We start from the raw sequence: 510 nt of genomic DNA on the forward strand, positions 1-510 counted from the left end.
GACTATTTAAATGGAAAGAAATGAGTAAATAGATATATAACGCTCAAGTATTCCCGCTTGCCATAGTAACGATGCGTTTTAAAGTCCAACGCAACAACACAGGGATACATTCCATGCCTTTCTCTTCGCAGTGAGACACAATGGCTAGAGCCAAATCTGGCTTCGCATGTTTTTTCAAAACGCGGTTAACCACTTTCTTCGCCGGAATTGGATGGTCGTGAGGGACTTTGATCATGTCCTTAAAGAAAAGCTCGAACCCATGATTATAAAGAAAATGCTCGATGTCCCGATCGGGAAGTTCAGTGAGCCTATGGCGCTCTTGATCATGCCCAAGCTGCGCTCTCACTGTGTGGGCGTATTTTTTACCCGCCGGGTCACCATCGGTAACCACATGCCAATCGATCCCGAACTCTTTGGCTACTTTTATTAATGAACGTAAGCCAGATTGTGCAAATTCGACAATCTGAACCCCTTCAGCGGCGAGATCGTATCCACATTGTCTTGCCAATT

The 510-nt window shown here is 45.1% G+C and carries 1 protein-coding gene; it reads right to left on the reverse strand.

Going from position 1 to position 510, the window contains the following annotated elements; all coding sequences use genetic code 11:
• Positions 1-43 precede the first annotated feature (43 nt).
• The coding region (locus R7P74_RS29615) for a TOPRIM nucleotidyl transferase/hydrolase domain-containing protein (protein ID WP_079749190.1) at positions 44-510 on the reverse strand (467 nt) is incomplete at its 5' end.

Source organism: Vibrio sp. 2033, from assembly GCF_033339735.1.